This is a genomic window from Rummeliibacillus sp. G93 (assembly GCF_023515935.1).
Classification (GTDB): Bacteria; Bacillota; Bacilli; order Bacillales_A; family Planococcaceae; genus Rummeliibacillus; species Rummeliibacillus stabekisii.
In genome coordinates, this window is record NZ_CP097314.1 from 2,799,972 (window position 1) to 2,820,160 (window position 20,189).

The following is a 20,189-nucleotide window of genomic DNA, read 5'->3' on the forward strand; positions in this document are numbered from 1 at the left end:
ATTTTGGCAACTCCGTTACTAGAAATTAAAGATTTACAGACTACCTTTTATACGGAACACGGCTCCGTTAAAGCAAGCAACCACGTCAATGTCACTGTCAACAAAGGAGAAATTGTTTGCTTAGTGGGCGAATCAGGCTGCGGAAAAAGTGTCACCGCTATGTCCATCATGAAGCTGATTGAAGCACCTGGTGTCATTGAAGGCGGGCAAATTCTTTTTCAAGACCAAGACATTTTGACACTTGGCAATAAAGCATTACGCAATCTACGTGGCAATGATATTGCAATGATTTTCCAAGAACCGATGAGCGCATTGAACCCTGTGTATACAATCGGAGATCAAATGATGGAACCCCTTCTTCAACATACAAAACTAAGTAAAAATGAAGCCTACGATAAATGTATTGAATTGATGGAAAAAGTAGGTTTGTCGAGAACCAAACAACTCATGAAGTCATATCCTCATGAATTGAGCGGCGGGATGCTGCAACGAATTATGATTGCGATTGCCCTTTCATGTGATCCTAAGTTGATTATTGCCGATGAGCCGACAACTGCTTTAGACGTAACGATACAAGCGCAAATCTTAGAGATTTTAAAAGAAATTAATAAAGAATTGCAAACTTCTATTCTTTTTATTACGCATGACCTTGGCGTAGTAGCTGAAATGGCTGACCGTGTTGTGGTTATGTATGCCGGGAAGGTCGTTGAGGAAGGGACAGTCCTGGAAATATTTAAAGAGCCAAAACATCCATACACAAAAGGTCTGCTTCACGCAAAGCCAGTCATTAATAAATTTCAAGAACGCCTCTATACCATTCCTGGCCAGGTGCCTGACCTTTCTACATTAGGCGACCATTGCTTCTTTCAAGATCGCTGCGAGTACCGAATGGATATTTGTGGCCAATCGATGCCTGCTTTAACATCCGAGTCGACAACTCATTGTGTTGCTTGCTGGTTATACAAGGAAGCACCCCGTAAGGAAGGATTAAAGATATGACCGAATCAATCATAGAAGTAAATGGCTTAAAAAAATATTTTCCGATTAAGTCCGGTGTATTTGGACAAAAGAAGCAATATGTAAAAGCAGTAGATGGCGTTGATTTTATCATAAAGCCAGGAGAAGTATTTGGCCTTGTCGGAGAATCCGGAAGCGGAAAGTCGACAGTCGGCCATACAATACTAAGGCTGCATGAAAAAACAGAGGGTACGGTCAAATTTATGGGTGAAGATATCTTTGGAGTAGATAAACAAAAGCTTCGGCAGATACGTCCGAAAATGCAATTGGTATTCCAAGATCCATATAGTTCACTGAACCCTAGAATGCGCATTGGTGATGCCATCGGCGAGGCGTTGATGGATCACGGACTAGCTGATAAAGGTGATATTCGTGACATCGTTTCCGAAACGCTAGAAAAATGTGGTCTTTCTCACCATTATATCGATCGCTATCCACATGAATTTTCTGGCGGGCAGCGGCAACGAATTGTCATTGCTAGAGCAATGGCCTTAAATCCAACCTTTATTGTGGCGGATGAACCGGTAGCAGCATTAGATGTATCGATTCAAGCACAAATCATCAACCTGTTTAAAGATTTGCAGGAACAAAACGGGCTATCATACTTATTCATTTCACATGATTTAAGTATCGTTGAGCATCTATGCACGAAGGTTGGCATTATGTATTTGGGCAACCTTGTAGAAGTAGCTGACCGCACAGAATTATTTACGAATCCGCTACACCCTTATACAAAAGCATTATTGTCAGCAGTGCCGATCCCTGATCCTACTATCAAAAAAGAAAGAATTATATTAAAGGGTGAAATTCCTAGTTCTGTACATCCCCCAAGTGGATGCAAATTCAGAACACGATGCCCTTTTGCTACAGAAAGATGCGCTCAAGAAGTTCCAGCGCTTAGAGATGTGGGGGCAGGCCATCAAGTCGCTTGTCATTATGTGTAACTTTCTTTTAATAAACTATAATAAAAACCGCCCTATAGATTACTTGGCTCATATAGGGCAGGTTTTTTTCAATTGAAGAGGTACCCGAGCACGGAGTTTTCTTCCCTGACGGCATTTTCTAACTGGCTTAGCTACTATCTCCTTGTACCGTTCCTGCAGATTACTCAGCCAATCTAATCGATAGGCAGTTCTACAGTGAAATTAGTCCCCACATTTTCAGTGCTACTCACACTGATTTTCCCCCCATGCATCTTTACAATGGTAGCAACGATGGATAGTCCTAATCCGGTCCCTTCTACCGTTCGAGTGCGTGCGATATCCACACGATAAAAACGGTCAAAAATCCTTTCAATATCTTTTTCATTCAATCCTATACCGGTATCTTCAAACGATACAACTAACCAGTTTCCTTTTGTTTTAATAGAAATTTCTATACTGCCATTAGGTTTATTATATTTAATCGAATTTGTTAAGAGATTGTCCCAAACCGTATTAAGCAACGATAGATCCCCCATAATTTCTATATCCGGCAATGAATAACCAAGCATAATACCCTTCTCATCCATTTGCCATTGATAATTTTTGACTAATTCTTTCATTTGCTTACCAACATTAAATAGCTTTCTTTTTAAGATATCTTCATCACGATCTAACGAAGCAAGAAGCAATAATTGTTTCGTTAATGTAGAAAGCCTTCTAATTTCATCGTTAATAATAGAAACATACTGGCTTCTATCTTCCCTGCTTATTAATTCATTTTCTAATAGGTCTGTATATGCTTTAATATTGGATAAAGGAGATTGGATATCATGAGAAATGTTCGAAATGAACTCCTTCCTTCTATCGTCCACCTTTTCCAGTTTTCTCGCCATCTGCAAAAAGCTAAGCGATAGTTCTCCTAATTCATCATGACGTGTAATATCAAGATTGACATTAAAATCTCCATTAGATAATAACTTTGTAGCCGATGTAAGTTTTGTAATTGGTGTTACTAAATACTTTGCGCTAAAGATAACTAAAGTAATGCTCAATAAAATGGATAGAGCAAGGAGCCATCCAAACAAGATATGCATTTCATTAAAAAGAAGTTTAATATCTGGCCTAAGGAAAAGAGCATATTTCTTTCCATCATGGATTAAAGGCACACCAATTGTATTTTTCAATTCATTTGCAAAAAATCCAGTGACAAATGTTTCTTGCGGGAAGTTGAGAATACCATGAAAAATATCTCCATTTAATACGCGCTCTTTCGTGGCATTCGAGAGCTTATTTTCCCTAAAACGTGCTCCAAAGTAAGATTCTTCTTCCAAATTGTCAACTAGGTAAATTTGATAGCCGATGGATGATACGTTTTCTAGATATTCTTCTAGATTTATAGTTGGATGATCAGTCACAAACTCAGCAATATCTAGTGCGATCCTTGTATTCTTTTGATCATTCAAAGGTTTTAGTCTTTGCTGATAATACGTATTAGAGATAATAAAAGCAAAAATCCCGCTAAAAATCATAATGCCAAGCGTAATCACGATAAATTTTACATACAGAGTTTTCACCTTGGATTAGCCTCCAATAAATATCCAACCCCGCGAACTGTTTTTATTTGGAAATCATCGGTTGATTTAGAAAAACGCTCTCTCAATCTCTTGATGTGAACATCCACTGTTCGTTCATCTCCCTCATAGTTTAGTCCCCATATTTGTTCAATTATTTGATCTCGAGAGAAAACGTGCATAGGATTTGAAGCGAGGAAATGTAATAATTCAAATTCTTTGAGTGGCAAAATTAAGGTTCTTTCTCCCATTTGTACTTCATATTTATTTTTATTTATCGTTGTATTTCCTAAACGGACAATAGTATCGTCTGTTTGTTTATTATATCTTCGTAGTAATGCCTCAATTCTAAATCTCAACTCTTTCATTTCAAAAGGCTTCACCAGATAATCATCAGTTCCAGATCGAAACCCTTCTTCTTTGTCTTCGATTTGATTTTTAGCAGTTAAAAGAATGATTGGGATATTATATTTTTTTCGAATCTCTTTGGTTAATGTATAACCATCTATGAATGGCATCATTACATCCACTACAGCTAGATCGCAAGCTACTTCATTCAATACCCTCAACGCTTCGTTCCCGTCTTTTGCTTGCAACACCTTATAACCTGATTCGGTTAAGTGAATATCTACTACCTGTAGGATATTGATATCATCATCCACTATCAGTATATTCATCACTCTACATGCTCCCTTTCACACTTTCTTTAGATTATGGTCAAAATATAGAATGCTTTAGCTGCTGTCAGTGTGATTTTCATTAAGTGTTTGTATAACAAATAAACAGCCCCCTAAAATAAAAGTATGGGCTGTTTATTTACATTTAATTCTAGACTCTTGGCATCTCCAATTTTACAACTATTTTTCTAATACCAACCCATCACTCATTTTGACAACACGGTCTACATAAGAAAGCATTTCTTCATCATGGGTGACCATTAAAGTCGTGATATTCAACGTTTTTGTTAACTCTCGTATCAACATCATCACATCTTTTGATTTTTTTGAATCTAAACTTGCAGTGGGTTCATCTGCGAAGAGAATTTTCGGTTTGTGAATGATAGCACGGGCAATGGCAACACGTTGTTTCTCCCCTCCAGATAATGAAGAAGGATATGCATCTTTTCTATGTTCCATTTCAACTAGCTTTAGAATTCGATCAATTTCTGTTTTTTGTTCATGTTTATTTAATTTTGACTCAGATACATCTAACATTAGCAATAGCTGTTCTTCCACTGTTAGGAAAGGAACAAGGTGTGCAAATTGAAATACAAATCCAAATTCACTTGCACGAATTTGACGAATTTGTTCATCATTCATTGTCGCAATATTATTTCCATTGAATACTACTTGCCCGTTTGTTGCAGGCTGTAATCCAGCCGCAATTGTTAGAAGTGTACTTTTCCCTGAACCTGAGGCACCCACTAGTGCTGTGATTTCCCCTTCTTTAAGAGAAAGGTTAATTCCTTTCAAAATTTCTTCTTTTATTTCTCCATTGGTAAACGTTTTTCTAACTTCATCAAGAGTAAATAATGGCATACTAAACCTCTCCTTGTTGGATTGCTTGCAATGGTTCTACTTTTCTTATTTGTATTCCTGACAGCGTAGCACCAATAAAACCTATTATTAAGAAAACAATAGATAATAGGAAAGTTGTCTCAAACGTTAAACTAAAAGGCATTCCTTTAGGAGCCACTAGATTGAAGATCTGGCTGAATGCAATAGACAATACAAGTGAAATGATTGTGATAAAAACCATTTGCGTCCACATCATTTGGAAAAGTTTTCTTGTTTTTATGCCAATCGCCTTCAATATGCCGTATAAACCAATCTTTTGAACATTCATCATATAGAAAAAGATGGCAAACAACATCCCACTAATGATTACTAAGAACCAAACAATCATATTTAAAGACATCTGTTCTGCATTAAAACTCGGAATGGTATTGAGAAATTCTTTCTTTGAAAAGGATTGTAATCCAGTAATATGTTTGGGAGATTTATCCCCAGGCACGAAGACCAATTGCATTTCTTTCACTCGGTAAATTTCTTTATAGTCGTTGATATTTATATAAGCAACTGGAGCATGGCTAAATTTCTTTTGCTCTACAAAACCTTTTACAGTTAACTTTCCGCTATACTGATTATTCGTTAAGGCATCCCCAATTTTTATACCTTTATCTTTCAAAGAACTATCTAATACAACTTCGCCTTTCTTTATATTTGGAAACAATTTAGATTTGGTATTCGTTGATGTTACAAATGCAACGCTTCGTTGTTTCTCGCCTGGATCATTTAGAAAACCCATTTGTATAGAGAAGGCAACTGCGTCCTGAGTATTTTTTAACATTTTATCTTCTGTACTTGCATCTATCTTAGACAGGTTATAGGTTTGATCTGAGTCCTTGGTCATATAAAACTGGCCTGTGGGTAAATCTTTAATTAAGGCAGCATTGTCTTGAGACAATCCATTTGCCAAACCAGATATAATAAAAGTTAATAAACTTACAAGAAATACTATGGAGCCTAAAATTAAAAATCTTGCTTTATTTTTTTTCATTTCTTTCCATGCTAAGTTCATCACTATTCCTCCAATTCGTTTTCTATACTTTCACTATAAAGTATTAATATGAACAGACGATGAACAGCTGTTAAATTTAGAGTTAACACTGACCTTCGGAAAAATTGAACTGTTGCTATGTGATTCACGATAAACAAAGGCTAGTTTTCATGTTAATAAATGAAAACTAGCCTTATTATTTTACGCTCGAAGTTTAAATTAGAAATCTCTTAGCCTTCCTTTTTACGAGAAAGCATATATTCATCTTTTAATATAGAATGATACGCGCTATCTACTAATATACCCTTGATCATTTCACTCTTTCGAAGGATGCCTTCACACTTCATACCTAAGCGCTCTAGTACTCTTCCAGATGCTACATTCTTCACCTCATACGCTGCAAATACACGCTCTAAGCCAAGGATATTAAAGGCTAAGTCGAGGATCAACTTCCCTGCTTCTGTCGCATAGCCTTTACCCCAATAATGCCGATTCATGGTATACCCCAGTTCTCCGCTATGATTATACTCATGCACTCTGAACTCAATCGCACCAATCATTTTGTTGCTGTCTTTTAACACGATAGCATATTTGCCAATAGGTTCTTTTATAAAATAATTTGCTATAAAATTCTTCGTCTGATCTAAATCTTTATGCTCTGCATAAAGAAAACGAGTCGTTTCTTCATCTGATGTATATTCAAACATATCCTCAGCATCCTCAAACGAAACTGGACGCAAAAGAATCCTTTCACCTTCCATTTGACTGTTCTCAACCATCAACGTGTTGATATTCCCCAAGCTGACACCCCTATTTTTGACTAATTTCAGTCCCATCTTTTTGTTGGACTCATTGGAACATTATATCATATATTAACTATTTAGATATTTTAAAATCTTCTCCTTTTTATTTATGGTAAGTAGATTTATTGCAGTATATGGTAAATTAATCTTTTAATTATATTTATTTTTTGTCTACTTTTTTAGCACTTCATCCGTTGTATCAATGAGGAGGAAAAATATGAATCAAAAAGACGCGTTTACCTCCTATCTGATTCAAATTGGAGAGGAAGTGTTTCTACTTTTACGCTCAAAGGGAGCATCAAAAGAAGATGCAGAAGATATTATTCAAAATACTTTTTATAAAATCTATTCCATGTTAAGTAACCTGGATGAAAAAACAATTCGTCCGTGGTTTTATCGAGTGGCCCTCAATGACTTTATTGATTTAAAAAGAAAAAAATTTCAGCATAATGTTCCACTATCTGATGAAATTCAATCTAAGTTAGCTAGTGGAAATACTGATTTTGATCAGCTTTTTAATCAAGATGAAATTATGTATTTATTAAAAAATGTTAAAAAGGAGTATAGAGAGATTTTTATTTTAAAATACTATTATGAATTAACTTATGGGGAAATATCACAATTACTTCATTTACGTGAGGACAATATTAAGCAAAAGCTTTACCGGGCACGAAAAACAATCCATACAGAAAATGGAGGGATTAATGCATGGATTCATCGATTCAAAAGGCATTAAAAAAAGCAAAAAGAAAACAATTGGTTAAAATTGCTCTTATTTCTTTTATCGTTTGTATTACCCTACTATTTATAATTAGCCGAATAGGCATGTATTTAACTGCCCGAAATACAACTCAATTACATGAAAGTTTATTTTTAGAGAACGCTATTTCTCAACCTAATGTTAATATTGATTCCCAGGTAACAAGCAATTCTACGATGTTCGGCGGCAATATTATCACATATCGCTCAAAAGATATAGATGGTTATCTAGTCCCTTGGAGTACATTAACAAGTACTTATTCATTGTTTGGTACTTCTGGTGATAGCAACGAACGAACACCTGGCTTCCACAAGAACGGGGATACTTATTTTGAGTACGATAAACAAACAAAGCAAAGGTTCGCCACGTTTTATCATCCTGCGATTAAACAATATTATGGTGGTGTTCAAAATCAGCTCCCAGCTGTAATTCAAATAAAAAATCAGGTAGCTGAGGTGGCAATCTCATTCAAGCAGCCGTTAACAATGAAACAAGTACGCGATTACATACCCGAAAATTTAAATATAGCTTGGCTATATATGATGTCCGAGATAGTAGATGAAGCACCAGGACCATCAGGCGTACAAGTTTATGGTTATTCCGATTCTAAACTCTCAAAAGATTCGTTCGAGGATTTTGTTAACAACCTTAAAAAATACGATTCAAGTCAATCATTGGAGATAATCCAAGAATATATTGCCAAGAATAAAAACAAGCCGTTTAACGAAGTAACTTTGTTAGGGGTCATGCTAACTGGTCGCACTGAAAATTTTAAAGAATTACTTGGGAAAGACTTTATTAGAGGTGCATCGATAGGCGTGACAGTACCGATTGTGCCGTATATTCAACCAACGAAATAGACAAGATTACTTCGTAGCAGAAAAAAGTAGTGCCAACCAGCAAATGGTTGGCATTATTTTTATATCAATGCTTCTAGCTTAGCTTTTATTCTCACCACTCTGGTCTGTTATATCTTTGAATTAAATAAAATGGAAGTTATTTATTAGTCCTCAACTTCAAATAGTCCATTTCCCTTTTTATTGACGCAGTGTTGACAATTTGTCAATTTAACTATATTCTTTTTGAGAATGATAGTTTCATATTCGCAATTAAAGAAATTATTTTTATAGTGTTTTTATGAAAGGAGACTACATATGGCCAAGCCAAATAATAGTTCTGAACTCGGTTTGTTGCTGAGACAATTATTAAAAGAACGTTCATTATCCATGCGCAATTTTAGTGAGCTCACTGGAATTGATACAGCCACAATTTCACGAATCATTAATAATAAACGAAAAGCAACTCCTCAACATTTAGAAAAATTTGCAGAATGTCTAGGAATTCCTTTAATTAAACTATTTGAAGCAGCAGGCTATCCTCTAGAACAGAATACTGGAGAATTAGATTCGGATCTTCATGTGTCTATTGGTGCAATACAATCTATATTTAAGGATTCTAATATTAATGACGAGAATTTTTCAATTGAACGAGTGAAGCAAAAGTTAAAAAGCTATGAAGCATATGCAGAAACAGAAGAAGGAAAAAATACAATTACTAATGGTTTTAAACAAAAAATACAGGAAGTTGGTAGTGTAGGACCCTTCATTAATAAATTAAAGGACTTTCATACAAGGTTTATATCAAGGAAAGGCTCTATTTTTGAATTAGCCCTAATCGGTAGTTCATTACTGTATTTTATTATCCCAGTTGATGTGATTCCGGATTATTTACTGCCCATCGGCTATTTAGACGATGCGATTGCTGTACAACTTATTACGAATGCATTATTAAAACCATAATGATTTAGGCAGGTGAATTTATGAAACGTAGTAAACGGAAAGTATTTAGAAACCTCTTCTTAACATTCATTTTGATCATTATAGCTGGTGTAACTTATTGGTGTTATCAATATAATAGCGGCTTAGCTTCGGCAGAGAAAGGGCCTTCTAAAGAGGTGAAAACAACATTTAAACCTTTTGAAGGTGCAGATACGCATATTGGAAAGATGAATGTATTGTTAATAGGAAGTGATTCAAGAGGAGAAGAACATTCGAGATCAGATACCTTAATGATTGCGCACTATGATCAAAAAACGAATAACGTAAAGCTTGTTTCTATCATGAGAGATACATATGTTGATATCCCAAAACATGGTATGCAAAAAATAAATAGTGCTTTTGCATTTGGCGGACCTGAGCTTTTAAGAGAAACCATAAAACAAAATTTCGATATTGATGCAAATTACTATGCTGTTGTCGATTTTAAAGGATTTTCTAGAATAATTGATCTACTAGCACCTGATGGTATTACTGTGGATATTCCTTCTACTATGGAATATGGCATTGGTATGACTTTGCATCCCGGTAAACAAACTTTACATGGCGATCAGGTACTAGGTTATGTACGATATCGACATGATCGTTTAAGTGATTTTGGGCGTGTAGAACGACAGCAAGAAGTCTTAACAAAAGTGAAAGAACAAGCCATCAGTATGAAAACATTGGTGAATTTACCGAAGATACTTGGAACGGCTGATAGCTATATTGAGACCAATGTGGATAATAAAACAATCCTTACAATTGCTAAGGGTTTACTAGCTGGAAAATCAAAAGGCATGGAAACATTGCGTATTCCTATAGCAGATTCTTATGAGAACAAAAATGAAATTGTAGGTGCTGTGTTAGATGCAGATCTTGAAAAGAACAAAAAAGCCCTAAAAACATTTTTGACTACTAGTGAACAAAAGAAAACCCAATAAGTAAAACTACTTCATATAGGAGAGGTCACCATTGAATTTAGATTATCAAATTTTTAAACTCATTAACCAATTTGCAGGAAAAAGTATCTTTATTGATCATCTAGTTCTCTACTTTTCAAAATATGGCCCTCTGCTATTTGGATTATTTTTTATCTGTCTTTGGTTTTCAAGGTCTAAAAATAAAGAACAAAATCAGAAGATCGTTTTGTCTGCATTAACTATTGTCATTCTTACACTTGGGATAGACATGATTATTGAAATCGTCCATTTTCGACCACGACCATTTGTTGACCATTCAGTAACACTATTATTCAACAAATCAAATATGGACCCTTCTTTCCCCAGTAACCATGCTGCTGGATCATTTGCCTTGGCGTTTGCAGTTTTTTGGAATAGACGAAAAGCCGGATTGATACTGCTTGGATTAGCATGTGTTATGGCACTTTCAAGGATTTATATCGGAGTGCACTACCCCTTGGATGTTTTAGCTGGTGGTTTTATCGGATTTTGTGTTTCTTTACTTGTTGTGACACAAGCGAGAATCCTTAATCCTTTATACAACTTTATTATAGACATTTTCAATAAGCTCTCTTTTAAAAATTATAGATAGGCATCGCATATTTTGTTGTTCATTTTATTAAATATCTAGGAGGTGTTATGAATGGGAATTAGTCCTGTAACGGCAATTATACTTGCTGTTGTTGCCATAATCATTTTCGGACCAAAGAAACTGCCTGAACTAGGAAAAGCTATGGGTACTACCCTTCGCGAATTCAAAAAAGCTACAAACGGATTAATGGAAGATGATGAGCCGTCTAAAAAGCCTTCAGAATCTACAAAATCTGAAGATAAATAAGCTAGGATGTTTATAAATGAACAAGACTGAACTAACGATTATTGAACATATAGATGAATTAAGGAAACGATTGATGATTATTGCTGTATTCTTTGTGGTGGCAGTGATAGCTAGTTTTTTTCTTGCACAACCTCTCATCCACTTTTTGCAATTTAGCAATGAAGCAAAGACATTACAGCTCCATTCTTTTAAAGTAACAGATCCAGTCAATATTTATTTCCTAGTGATTTTTGTACTGGCAATTGTTATGACGTCACCTATTATTTTATATCAGCTATGGGCCTTTATCACGCCAGGTTTATATCCGACAGAACGAAAGGCCACATTGAGGTATATCCCTTATATTGTGTTTTTATTTTTGCTTGGCGTTATGTTTTCATATAAGATTTTATTCCCTTATATGATTCATTTCATGGCAGAAATGTCTACAGACATGGATATTCAGCAAACTATTGGCATTAACGAATACTTTCAATTTTTGCTTCAGCTGACACTCCCCTTTGGAATTGTCTTTGAATTGCCAATGGTTGTCCTATTTTTAACAAGACTTAGGATAATCACGCCGCATATGCTCAGCAAATTTCGGAAGTACGCCTACTTCATTTTGATGGTTATTGCGGATATTATTACACCAACGGATGTTATGTCGCTATTTATAGTCTCTATACCTTTATGCATTTTGTATGAGATTAGCATCATAATCTCTCGTTTTGGCTATCGAAAATATTTGAAGTCGGAGAGTGAAAGGTCAATCGTAGCAGAAGAAAATCCTTCTACCCTATAAGGTAGAAGGATTTTTTATTGGAAAGGTTGTAAATCCCAAAATGCCACCTTAACATAACAACAGGTATTTTATTTTACATCATGTATTGTCAGTTTCTGTTCTGGAGTAAAGCTAACATATTCATAATCTTCTTCCCCGTTCACTATACTGCGATACCCCGCCTCAACCATACCATAATCGATTGATTGGTCATTCAACAGTTTCTGCATCAGCTTGCACTGTTGTAGCATCTGTTCTTTTGTTAGCTTCCCTTTTTCGATCTCTAGCATAATTATGATGGGCTTTGGGGTTTTAACCTGAGGCGTCCATTCCTTGGCGACTTTACTGTATACTTCTACATCAGTATCCACTGAATCGACTTGCGGCACTTTTTTCCGAAGGAGCGTTCGAATATACCTCTCTGCCTCCGTATTTAGTTTTTTAGATGCCTCTTTGTCTATGTTAGACTCATGAATCGTATCACTAAAGACTTCATAGGGTTCGATACCTGAGACATAGAATGAGTAGGTGGTTTCAACTGCTGATAGATCCTTTTTCACTACTTTAAACTGATAGGTACTGTCAGTCCATCCATACTCTACAGATCGCTTAATCTTGTAATTCATATCCGGATAATTTTGTTCTAAAAACGCTTCAAGACTCTCTTTTGCTTTATGTTTATCCATTGTATTTCCGCTCATTTGTATGTAAGCAACTACGATGACGGCAATTAATGAAATGGCAAATACACTATATATTATTTTCTTTTTCATATTCATTTTCCCTCTCTTATTTTAAGAATACAAAAGCCGATAAGGATTCCAATAACAGTAACCAACAGGTGAATAATCAAAGTAGTCAGTGCTATTTGAAGAGCTTCCGAAAAACTGTCAGCATAGAATTTACCGAACCAATTCGTCATATATATCAGGCAATTCCACAGGAAATTCGGTACGCCCGCAAGCAGGACTGTAACGAGGACAGATCGGTAGAACAGATACGTGATTGCTCCCAAAATGGCGTAGGTCAGGATAAACCCACTGTTGTCATTCATAATGGTCGTACTCATAGCTAATACAAAGGCAATTGCTACAAAGAAAATCTGTATTGTCGTCAATTTCACGGTTATATTTCGAAGCATGTTTTTTGAAGCACCGTGGAGTTTTACTTCAGCAGGCAGTGGAATTTGTGATTGTTCCGCTATATGCCGGCATTCTTGGCAGCTTTGCAAATGTTCCTCAACAAACCGTTGAGTATCCGGATGCAATAACTCTTCTTCATATAATGGCAGTAAGTCTTGCGTCACCGCACAGTTTGTCTTCATAAAGTCAGCTCCATTGCTTTTTGAATTCTTAATTTCAATCGGTGAAAATTAACCCGTGCATAGTTTTCAGATTTACCGATTAATACACCAATCTCCGCAAAACTCAGCTCTCCGTATATACGAAGCAGTACAATCTCTCTCGCTGAATCTTCCAACTTTGAAATATGATATAAAAGTTTTTTTGTATCCTCTTTGATTTCGGCTAATTCTTCTAAAGTATTGATTTCCGTTTCTGGCATCAAGGAGAGTTTTTGCATTAAGCTACGCTGATACTTATTTTTTCGGTAATGCTTCTTCAATAAGTTCACTGCGATCGAAAACATCCAAGTCGATAAGGTGGAAACACCATTAAATGATGCGATGTTTTTACATGCCTCATAAAAGGTATCATGGCAAAGGTCTTGAGCAGTTGCCTGATTTCCTGTCTTTGCATAAAAAAATGCGTAAATTTTCGGTTGGATTTCTTCGTATTCTTCTTCAAGCTTATTCATAACGACCCTCTCTCTCTTGCTGTTCAAATCATTAATACCTCGACTAGATGTTTCGTTACAACTTTTATAAAAATATTTATCAATTCCTTATCTAAAGGAGTAGTTGGATACAACTCTATAAAACAGTTGTCTATAACAATAAATAATTTAATGACCAATCGGACACCTTCTACATTCTCTATTAGTACGGAACCTTGCCAGACAGTAGGAACTCCTGACAAAAAGAAAATCCTTTTGTCTCTTAGTCTTTTATTTAGAGTGAATTTGCCACTTCTAGTGAATAGATAATAACTAGAAGCAACGAATAGATTAATTGCGTATAAAATTAAATACATATAGTAAATTTACCTATACAACCACTATTGATAGTTCATATATATATAGTGTATTTGATAAAAAAGTGATTTACGAAGTAAGAAAAAAATAGATAAGATTATTGGTTGGGGAAAACTGGGGTTTCATTTTAAATACTCGTTATCGAAGCCTAAGCCCATACTAATTCCATTTGTTTCAATGTTTCAATGAGAAATCGAGACTAAAAAATATTCAAGCATCAATTATGAACGACGAGCTTGGAAGGAACTTAACTAGCTTTCCCCTCGGGTCGTTATAATGCTGCTGAATGAATAAACGAAGGAAAACGATCTAGAAAAGGAATGATGTCTCCACCTTGATCATGTAGCGTTAAAGTAATATCTCCCCACCTATTCTTGCTTGTATGAAGCGCGAGATAAAAAGTTGCTCTCCGTACTAACAAATGCTTCTTTTTCAAGCATGTTTGGGGAATCAGGGTAAGGACATGTACAAACAAGCTACTAAAAGATAAACAATACCTCGTATCCTTCAAAGTAGCATTCATATGACTCTATTCAATAAAATCATTCTACTCATCTAAAAATAACTCCGCAAATCACTAATACATCTGTACATTGTTCAAATGCTTAAAAGAAAAACATTGCATGGTCCTGGTGCTTTCAACTCTCTTTAAATCAGAATGGGGGATTTGTAAAACATTACTTTATCGCAAGTCAAAAATACTTGGATGCTTAGGGACTTCCAATGACCTAAGTTTTTTCCTTTGGAGAGTGATAAATTGGAGACTATCATTTTTATTGAAACCACAAAAAGTGGTTCTAGTAGAGAAGCAGTAAAAACTGCTGCTCGATTAGGTTTTTTCACCGTTTTGTTTACAGAAAAAGAAAGACTCTTAGAGCAAAGAAAAGAGTTCCCCGATATTACAAAAATGGTTCACTTTGAAAAAATGACAGAGGACCATATAAGGGAGAAGATTAGCGAGCTTCAAATACAGGGCAAAGTCATTAAAACAATTATTAGTTTTGTAGATCCATTCGTATCATTAGCCGCACAGCTTTCAAATGAATTATGTAATTCACAGATATCTGTAGAAGCGTTGAGAAATATGGAGGATAAAACGTCAACAAGAAGTGCTTTAAAAGAAAATTCAACAACTCCTAAATTTGAAGTTTTTCAGCCCATGGCCAATCTCAGCGATTTTATTAATAAAGAACATGAATACCCTTTCATTGTAAAATCACCAATGTCTAAAGCATCGAAGGATGTCTATTTAGTTGAAAATAAAATTGAATTGAAAAAGATCATGAAGAAATTCTTAAGATTATATCCCGATCAACAAATATTGATTGAAGAATATTTAGATGGGCCGCAATATTTAGTGGAAGTCCTTGTCCATAAAGGGAAAGTAAATATTGTCGCTATTTTCAAACAAGAGATTACAAAAGAATTGAAATTTATTATAACCGGTTATGCTGTTCAGCTAAATGTAAAGGATGAACTTTATAAAAAGCTAAGCAGTACAGTTGAATCAATCATGAACGATTTAAAAGTAACTAACGCTGCCTGCCATCTCGAGATTAGATATGTGAATGGAAATTGGAAGCTAATTGAGATTAACCCTAGAATATCCGGGGGAGCAATGAATCGAATGATAGAAGAAGCGTTTGGAATAAATCTAGTAGAAGAAACGATTAAACTTTATCTTGGTGATGAACCTAACCTAGTTAGGAAACACGAAAAACATCTTTATACACACTATATTACGATAAACGCAGTCGGCCGTCTTTTAAAGGTGACAGGTAAAAAAAGAGCTTCAAGTGAACCTGGAGTAAGAGAGGTTTATATTAAAACACGTAAAAAAGCAGTCATTAGGCCACCTATATCCATGGGCCATCGTTATGGGTATGTGATGGCAATCGGCGATACCTTAGAAGAAGCGAAGGCAAACGCAATGAATGCTTATAACCAAATAAAATTCTATATAGAACCATTATCGGAGGAGATATAATGGTGATTGTTGCAATGCTTCATTATAGAAAACATCCTCATAAGATTAAAAAAGCTTTTATTTGTGCTTCAGTTGCAAAGATGGAAGGTATTGATTTTTATTTCTTCTCTCCTAGTGGTGTTAAATTTAAAGAAAAAACTATTCAAGGCTATCAATATGAAAATGGAAATTGGGTGCTAAAAGAGATGCCTTTTCCAGATGTAATTTATAATGTTGCAGGTATGAAAACTTCATATCAGAAAAAAGTATCTAGGCGGCTTAAAAAAATCATACCTTTTACAAGTCATCCAATAGGCAACAAAATGCAAGTATTTGAAAAAATAAAGACTATACCTGAATATGCTCATTATCTAATACCTTCTGAAACAATCAAGGATCCACAAGATGTTTTAAGTGCATTAGAACAATACAAAAAAATAATTATAAAGCCTTTATCGTCAAGTCAGGGAAAAGGTTTAATTTTTATAGAACGTATTGGAGATCAGATTGAGTTGTTAGAAGGTTTTCATCGAGAAGTTGTGAGTGTAACTGAGTTACGCACAAAAATTGAAACAGTTATTAATGAAAAGGAATATCTCATTCAACCTTATATATCAAGCCGAACAAAGGATGGATTCCCGTTTGACTTTCGAATTCATATGCAGAAAAATGGCTACGGAGAGTGGGCCATTACGTTAATTTATCCACGCATCGGTTCAGATGATGGAATTATTAGTAACATAAGTGCAGGAGGTTATATTGGGAAGCTCGAAACTTTCTTGGAAAAAGAATATGGTGAAGAAAGCTACGATATTCTAAGAATGTTGGAACAGTTCCCCAAGCGTTTTTTACAAAAGTTTGAAGCCCTATATAACAACCAATTTGATGAATTAGGGATTGATATTGGAATCGATGAAAATAAAAGACTCTGGATCTTTGAAGTGAATTGGAGACCTGGATTAGTTTATCGGGAATTGGACGCTGCAATGAATACAATTCCATATGCTGCTTATCTCGCTAATCAAAAAAACTCATTAGATTGAAGTACAATCACCCACCCCTTTCTTTATCATCCACCATACGATAGGAATATAGCACACGAAGAATTATCCACCAAGGAGGGGGAGGTTTAGTGGATAACAAAAATTGCGTTTGCAAAGCAATGAAAACATTACAAAGGGAACAAAGTATATTATCTGGTCAACTAAAGGAGTTTCAATTTATATGCTTTTCTCCGACGACAGATACCATACCTTTTATGCTTTTGATGAAAAACAATCTCAAGCCTTTAAAAGCATTCACAAAATGCACAGTAACTCCTTTTTTTCGATTAGAAAAATATGATGAGGAAACTTGCTGTGCAGAATTGTCACTACTTGAAGCCATAGATATGGACGGAAATTTGATTGACACATTCGATGATGAATTGTACTCACTTCGGAAAACGAAAAGCTGTATTATTGTAGACTTACATTGTATCTGCGCAATTAATTCGTTTCCACCAAATCTAGTAAATCGACCACTCCCTGAAATTGAACCAAAATATTAATGTTTTATAGATAAACCAATTCAATTTGCGTTACAGTGAAAGCCGCAACTATTTTGTAAAAAGTAGTTGCGATTTTCACATATAGGAAAGGGACAAATCCAAAAAAGTTGAAAAAAACATTACAATTCTTGGTGGATGGAACTCTATACCATAGTGTTTAATACAATCTATTGGTGAGGTCGCTCCGTTTCTTTCCATCATCCTTTCATCATATAAAATTACTTTGTGAATCGTCTATAAATAGTTGACCCCCTTTGTTACTAGCTAAATTGCCACTAGTAAATGCATAAGTAAAATAACATTATACTTTTCTACTGAGACCAAAATAGGGACAAATTTTTGAAATACACTCCTGATAAATATAATAACAATATGAAGGGAAGTTATTACTTGAATAGCATATTTAAATTAATTCCTATTAATGACGATAGTCCATGCCTCATGTTACACCCTAACCAAAGAAACAAACTTGACGAAACAATGGTAAACACTACGATTCATTTTGGTTTTCAAAAAACGGAGGTCATTTGTAAACAATTAGATACAATAAAAGAAAACGAAATAGGATTATCTAACAGTGTCATAGAATATCTAAAGCTTCCTTTAGAAGCGGATTATGAAATTGCAATTCAGAACGGTGAAATAATCATCGGCCCATTTATTGGTGTGTTGATAACAAATTCTCAAAAGAAGCTTAAAAAGAGTGTGAATAAACTGAAACAAATAAAAAAGCTTAAACAAATAAAGAAACAGTATCGATTCGTAAGGGGCGTCATCTTAGCATTATCGGAGGAAGGGGTAGATGAAAAGAACTCTAGGGTCCATGGTTATTTTTACAACCCATCTTCGAAAAAATGGGAAGAAGGGACTTTCCCGTTTCCTTCCGTAATGGTTAAAAGAACTTCCTTGTCTAATGACAAAAAGAACTATTTAAAAAAACTTTATGGACCACGATTTTTTCATCTAGCAGGTATTAATAAATGGAAAATGTATCAGCGGCTTCGCTCAAATCCAGATTTGCTTCCCCATTTACCCAAAACATTCTTATATAAGAAGCCGGAAGATATTTTAAAGTATCTTAAAGAACTTGGCACTATTTATGTAAAACCACTCTCAGGATCTCAAGGAATTGGTATTGAAAAATTTATTGCAGAACATGATCATTATTGCGTCAAGTTCCGGCAAAAAAAGAAAAATACGACGATTCGATTTTCCTCTGATACCGAACTACTGGATTATGTGAACTCTAAATTCAAAAGTAAAAATTTTATTATACAACAACAAATAGATATAGAAATCGAAAAAAATCATCCCCTTGATTTTCGAATTGCTCTTATAAAAGATCAGAGTGGACAGTGGGAAGACGTAGGGATGGTCGGCAGAAAAGGAAAGAAAGGCAGCGGTATTAGCAACCTCTCAAGTGGTGGAAGAATGCATAACGCACAATCCTTAATTTTAACATTATTCAACCTATCTGAATCTGAGGCGTTGAGTATCCGACAAAAAATGTCTGAAATTTCCATTAAAGCTGTTAAAGAGATTGATAAATATGATTCCATCTTCAAATCCGGCGTTGATATAGCCATTGACCGAGATCTTCGTATTTGGATAATTGAACTAAACAATCGTTCACCATACTTGAAATTTTCGAAGGCTGGGCTTAAGAGCACCAATAAAATAGCGAGAAAATCAAGAATGCTATACGCGAAATATTTGGCTGGGTTCCCTAAGGAAAAGAAGGATTCTGAACAGTCAGCTCTACTTTGGTGACAGTTCATACCTCTTTCACACAACTACCTGATAGTTAATCAAAGTAAAAATACTCCCTCTATACAGAGGGAGTATTTTTACTTGCAGATCACTTTTAACTTAGATACAGAGCGTAGGAACTTAGGCTAAAAACCGTGACAACAATTGCAACACCTAAGCCACCACATCCTGTTGGTCATTTTATAATATGTATTCAACATAAAATAGAGAAGTACATAATTTACTCCTCTACTTTAAAGTTACCCTAATAACTTTTGATATTCAGGGTTCTTGTCAAACTCAGCTTTTGCAAAAGGACAAAGTGGAATAACATGTAATTTTTCTTTTTCAGCATATTCAACAACAGCTTTTACTAATTGTTGTCCTACATTCTTTCCTCTTAAATGTTCTGCTACATGTGTATGATCTAATATAATCCGAGTTTCTCCTACACGAACAAAATGAACTTCTGCTTCACTATTTTTCTCATCACCTATATAAAATGACTGACTACCTTGTTTAATCTCCAGCAACCTTAATCCCACCTTAAATTTTATATTTTAATGCACCGCTTGGACATCTATCAATTACCTCAACTACTTTTTCAGCATCTGCTTTATCAAGAGAAATCCAGGGTCTAGCATTCACATTAAAAACTTCCGGTAACCCTTTAACACATTCAGCCGCATGTTTACAAATTTCCCCGTCAAAAGAAACTGTAATTTTTTCGCCTTTATACTCTTTTAATCCCATTTTTATCACTC

At 35.1% G+C, this 20,189-nt stretch carries 23 protein-coding genes; 13 read left to right on the plus strand and 10 right to left on the minus strand.

The window, feature by feature from the left end; genetic code table 11:
- Positions 1 to 3 precede the first annotated feature (3 nt).
- Complete coding sequence (locus tag M2M59_RS14060; RefSeq protein ID WP_147197883.1) at positions 4 to 999, plus strand: ABC transporter ATP-binding protein; 996 nt, start codon at positions 4 to 6, stop codon at positions 997 to 999.
- Entirely contained in the window at positions 996 to 1,961 is a 966-nt protein-coding gene (locus tag M2M59_RS14065) for an ABC transporter ATP-binding protein (RefSeq protein WP_249774912.1), read from the plus strand. The genes M2M59_RS14060 and M2M59_RS14065 overlap by 4 nt, the downstream gene beginning before the upstream one ends.
- Before the next feature lie 173 nt (positions 1,962 to 2,134).
- On the opposite strand, the gene M2M59_RS14070 is transcribed toward M2M59_RS14065, so the two are convergent.
- From M2M59_RS14070 to M2M59_RS14090, 5 genes are all read right to left on the minus strand, one after another.
- A complete protein-coding gene (locus M2M59_RS14070) occupies positions 2,135 to 3,514 on the minus strand; it encodes a HAMP domain-containing sensor histidine kinase (protein WP_249774913.1) in 1,380 nt (459 codons plus the stop codon).
- Positions 3,511 to 4,191 carry a response regulator transcription factor gene (locus tag M2M59_RS14075; protein WP_147197878.1) on the minus strand — a complete coding sequence of 227 codons (681 nt, stop codon included), beginning with the start codon at positions 4,189 to 4,191 and terminating at the stop codon, positions 3,511 to 3,513. The genes M2M59_RS14070 and M2M59_RS14075 overlap by 4 nt, the downstream gene beginning before the upstream one ends.
- A 177-nt stretch (positions 4,192 to 4,368) precedes the next feature.
- Positions 4,369 to 5,049, minus strand: coding sequence for an ABC transporter ATP-binding protein (locus tag M2M59_RS14080; protein ID WP_249774914.1), 681 nt, complete (start codon positions 5,047 to 5,049; stop codon positions 4,369 to 4,371).
- Between the two features lies 1 nt (position 5,050).
- Positions 5,051 to 6,091, minus strand: coding sequence for an ABC transporter permease (locus tag M2M59_RS14085; RefSeq protein ID WP_249774915.1), 1,041 nt, complete (start codon positions 6,089 to 6,091; stop codon positions 5,051 to 5,053).
- Between the two features lie 209 nt (positions 6,092 to 6,300).
- Entirely contained in the window at positions 6,301 to 6,870 is a 570-nt protein-coding gene (locus M2M59_RS14090) for a GNAT family N-acetyltransferase (RefSeq protein WP_249774916.1), read from the minus strand.
- A 220-nt stretch (positions 6,871 to 7,090) separates the two neighbouring features.
- Here M2M59_RS14090 and M2M59_RS14095 point away from each other — a divergent pair, with 220 nt between their 5' ends.
- The 7 genes from M2M59_RS14095 to tatC all read left to right on the plus strand — a co-directional run bounded on the left by M2M59_RS14095 (position 7,091) and on the right by tatC (position 12,031).
- A complete protein-coding gene (locus tag M2M59_RS14095) occupies positions 7,091 to 7,609 on the plus strand; it encodes an RNA polymerase sigma factor (RefSeq protein ID WP_147197871.1) in 519 nt (172 codons plus the stop codon).
- Entirely contained in the window at positions 7,582 to 8,493 is a 912-nt protein-coding gene (locus M2M59_RS14100) for a sigma factor regulator N-terminal domain-containing protein (protein ID WP_249774917.1), read from the plus strand. Before M2M59_RS14095 ends, M2M59_RS14100 begins: the two co-directional genes overlap by 28 nt.
- Positions 8,494 to 8,787: 294 nt before the next feature.
- A complete protein-coding gene (locus M2M59_RS14105; RefSeq protein ID WP_150285589.1) occupies positions 8,788 to 9,432 on the plus strand; it encodes a helix-turn-helix domain-containing protein in 645 nt (214 codons plus the stop codon).
- A 20-nt stretch (positions 9,433 to 9,452) separates the two neighbouring features.
- On the plus strand, positions 9,453 to 10,391 hold the full coding sequence (locus M2M59_RS14110) for an LCP family protein (RefSeq protein ID WP_249774918.1): 939 nt from the start codon (positions 9,453 to 9,455) through the stop codon (positions 10,389 to 10,391).
- Positions 10,392 to 10,422: 31 nt separating this feature from the next.
- Positions 10,423 to 11,001, plus strand: a complete 579-nt coding sequence (locus tag M2M59_RS14115; RefSeq protein WP_147197862.1) for an undecaprenyl-diphosphatase — start codon at positions 10,423 to 10,425, stop codon at positions 10,999 to 11,001.
- A gap of 51 nt (positions 11,002 to 11,052) precedes the next feature.
- Positions 11,053 to 11,247, plus strand: a complete 195-nt coding sequence (gene tatA / locus M2M59_RS14120; protein WP_066790201.1) for a twin-arginine translocase TatA/TatE family subunit — start codon at positions 11,053 to 11,055, stop codon at positions 11,245 to 11,247.
- 16 nt (positions 11,248 to 11,263) lie between these two features.
- On the plus strand, positions 11,264 to 12,031 hold the full coding sequence (gene tatC / locus M2M59_RS14125) for a twin-arginine translocase subunit TatC (protein WP_249774919.1): 768 nt from the start codon (positions 11,264 to 11,266) through the stop codon (positions 12,029 to 12,031).
- Between the two features lie 68 nt (positions 12,032 to 12,099).
- On the opposite strand, the gene M2M59_RS14130 is transcribed toward tatC, so the two are convergent.
- From M2M59_RS14130 to M2M59_RS14140, 3 genes are read right to left on the minus strand one after another with little or no spacing between them, the layout of a single operon-like run.
- Complete coding sequence (locus M2M59_RS14130; protein ID WP_249774920.1) at positions 12,100 to 12,783, minus strand: YfjL-like protein; 684 nt, start codon at positions 12,781 to 12,783, stop codon at positions 12,100 to 12,102.
- Positions 12,784 to 12,785: 2 nt separating this feature from the next.
- Positions 12,786 to 13,334, minus strand: a complete 549-nt coding sequence (locus M2M59_RS14135; RefSeq protein WP_249774921.1) for a zf-HC2 domain-containing protein — start codon at positions 13,332 to 13,334, stop codon at positions 12,786 to 12,788.
- Positions 13,331 to 13,825, minus strand: coding sequence for an RNA polymerase sigma factor (locus M2M59_RS14140; RefSeq protein ID WP_249774922.1), 495 nt, complete (start codon positions 13,823 to 13,825; stop codon positions 13,331 to 13,333). Before M2M59_RS14140 ends, M2M59_RS14135 begins: the two co-directional genes overlap by 4 nt.
- 1,093 nt (positions 13,826 to 14,918) lie before the next feature.
- On the opposite strand from M2M59_RS14140, the gene M2M59_RS14145 reads away from it, so the two are divergent.
- From M2M59_RS14145 to M2M59_RS14160, 4 genes are all read left to right on the plus strand, one after another.
- Positions 14,919 to 16,148, plus strand: a complete 1,230-nt coding sequence (locus M2M59_RS14145; RefSeq protein WP_249774923.1) for an ATP-grasp domain-containing protein — start codon at positions 14,919 to 14,921, stop codon at positions 16,146 to 16,148.
- Positions 16,148 to 17,170: a YheC/YheD family endospore coat-associated protein gene (locus tag M2M59_RS14150; RefSeq protein WP_249774924.1), complete on the plus strand. Its 1,023-nt coding sequence runs from the start codon at positions 16,148 to 16,150 to the stop codon at positions 17,168 to 17,170. The genes M2M59_RS14145 and M2M59_RS14150 overlap by 1 nt, the downstream gene beginning before the upstream one ends.
- Before the next feature lie 89 nt (positions 17,171 to 17,259).
- Positions 17,260 to 17,676, plus strand: a complete 417-nt coding sequence (locus tag M2M59_RS14155) for a CotY/CotZ family spore coat protein (protein WP_147197846.1) — start codon at positions 17,260 to 17,262, stop codon at positions 17,674 to 17,676.
- 390 nt (positions 17,677 to 18,066) lie between these two features.
- A complete protein-coding gene (locus M2M59_RS14160) occupies positions 18,067 to 19,446 on the plus strand; it encodes a YheC/YheD family endospore coat-associated protein (RefSeq protein WP_249774925.1) in 1,380 nt (459 codons plus the stop codon).
- A gap of 239 nt (positions 19,447 to 19,685) precedes the next feature.
- Here M2M59_RS14160 and M2M59_RS14165 read toward each other — a convergent pair whose 3' ends face one another.
- Together M2M59_RS14165 and M2M59_RS14170 are read right to left on the minus strand one after the other, a co-directional pair.
- Entirely contained in the window at positions 19,686 to 19,958 is a 273-nt protein-coding gene (locus M2M59_RS14165) for a GNAT family N-acetyltransferase (RefSeq protein WP_371923791.1), read from the minus strand.
- A gap of 13 nt (positions 19,959 to 19,971) precedes the next feature.
- Positions 19,972 to 20,178, minus strand: a complete 207-nt coding sequence (locus tag M2M59_RS14170) for a (4Fe-4S)-binding protein (RefSeq protein ID WP_147197842.1) — start codon at positions 20,176 to 20,178, stop codon at positions 19,972 to 19,974.
- Positions 20,179 to 20,189 lie beyond the last annotated feature (11 nt).

Bases quoted from the DNA above. Each gene is read 5' to 3' on its own strand.
- M2M59_RS14065 (WP_249774912.1), top strand. From the start codon at position 996: ATGACCGAATCAATCATAGAAGTAAATGGCTTAAAAAAATATTTTCCG.
- M2M59_RS14080 (WP_249774914.1), bottom strand. From the start codon at position 5,049: ATGCCATTATTTACTCTTGATGAAGTTAGAAAAACGTTTACCAATGGA.
- M2M59_RS14085 (WP_249774915.1), bottom strand. From the start codon at position 6,091: ATGAACTTAGCATGGAAAGAAATGAAAAAAAATAAAGCAAGATTTTTA.
- M2M59_RS14095 (WP_147197871.1), top strand. From the start codon at position 7,091: ATGAATCAAAAAGACGCGTTTACCTCCTATCTGATTCAAATTGGAGAG.
- M2M59_RS14100 (WP_249774917.1), top strand. From the start codon at position 7,582: ATGGATTCATCGATTCAAAAGGCATTAAAAAAAGCAAAAAGAAAACAA.
- M2M59_RS14105 (WP_150285589.1), top strand. From the start codon at position 8,788: ATGGCCAAGCCAAATAATAGTTCTGAACTCGGTTTGTTGCTGAGACAA.
- M2M59_RS14110 (WP_249774918.1), top strand. From the start codon at position 9,453: ATGAAACGTAGTAAACGGAAAGTATTTAGAAACCTCTTCTTAACATTC.
- tatA (WP_066790201.1), top strand. From the start codon at position 11,053: ATGGGAATTAGTCCTGTAACGGCAATTATACTTGCTGTTGTTGCCATA.
- tatC (WP_249774919.1), top strand. From the start codon at position 11,264: ATGAACAAGACTGAACTAACGATTATTGAACATATAGATGAATTAAGG.
- M2M59_RS14130 (WP_249774920.1), bottom strand. From the start codon at position 12,783: ATGAAAAAGAAAATAATATATAGTGTATTTGCCATTTCATTAATTGCC.
- M2M59_RS14135 (WP_249774921.1), bottom strand. From the start codon at position 13,334: ATGAAGACAAACTGTGCGGTGACGCAAGACTTACTGCCATTATATGAA.
- M2M59_RS14140 (WP_249774922.1), bottom strand. From the start codon at position 13,825: ATGAATAAGCTTGAAGAAGAATACGAAGAAATCCAACCGAAAATTTAC.
- M2M59_RS14150 (WP_249774924.1), top strand. From the start codon at position 16,148: ATGGTGATTGTTGCAATGCTTCATTATAGAAAACATCCTCATAAGATT.
- M2M59_RS14170 (WP_147197842.1), bottom strand. From the start codon at position 20,178: ATGGGATTAAAAGAGTATAAAGGCGAAAAAATTACAGTTTCTTTTGAC.